Below are 565 nucleotides of genomic sequence, written 5' to 3' on the forward strand. Positions count from 1 at the left end.
AAAAAAGCCCCGCCGAGGCGAGGCTTGTTTCAGCGGTTCAACCGGCTCAGAACTGCGCGGCGTCCAGCAGGTACAGGCTTTCGCTGCCGGCCTTGACCGACGCGGTCAGCGAGTGGATGCGCGGCAGCAGGCGGGCAAAGAAGAAACGCGCGGTGCCCAGCTTGGTGCGGTAGAACTCGTCCTGGTCCTGCTTGGCCAGGGCGGTGCGCGCCATCAGGGCCCACATGTAGGCGTAGGCGGTGTAGCCGAACACCTGCAGGTACTCCACCGAGGCGGCGCCGACTTCGTTGGGGTTGGCCTTGGCGCGTTCCAGCAGGTCGGCGGTCATCAGCTCCAGGTTGGCGATGGCGTCCTTCAGCGGGTTGACGAACTCGGCCAGGGACGCGTCGGCGCTGTCGGTGAAGGCCTTGATCTCTTCGGCGAAGTGCTTGTAGAACGCCCCGCCGCTGCCGACCACCTTGCGCCCGACCAGGTCGAGCGCCTGGATGCCGTTGGTGCCTTCGTAGATCTGGGTGATGCGGCAGTCGCGGATCAGCTGCTCCTGGCCCCACTCGCGGATGAAGCC

Annotated in this window: 1 protein-coding gene; it reads right to left on the bottom strand. The window is 66.2% G+C overall.

Annotated elements, in window-relative coordinates; genetic code table 11:
* Positions 1-46: 46 nt before the first annotated feature.
* Positions 47-565: acyl-CoA dehydrogenase C-terminal domain-containing protein (locus F3I62_RS20065; RefSeq protein ID WP_160491403.1), on the bottom strand; the 519-nt coding region annotated here is incomplete at its 5' end.

The organism is Pseudomonas sp. R-28-1W-6, assembly GCF_009799925.1.
GTDB lineage: Bacteria > Pseudomonadota > Gammaproteobacteria > Pseudomonadales > Pseudomonadaceae > Aquipseudomonas.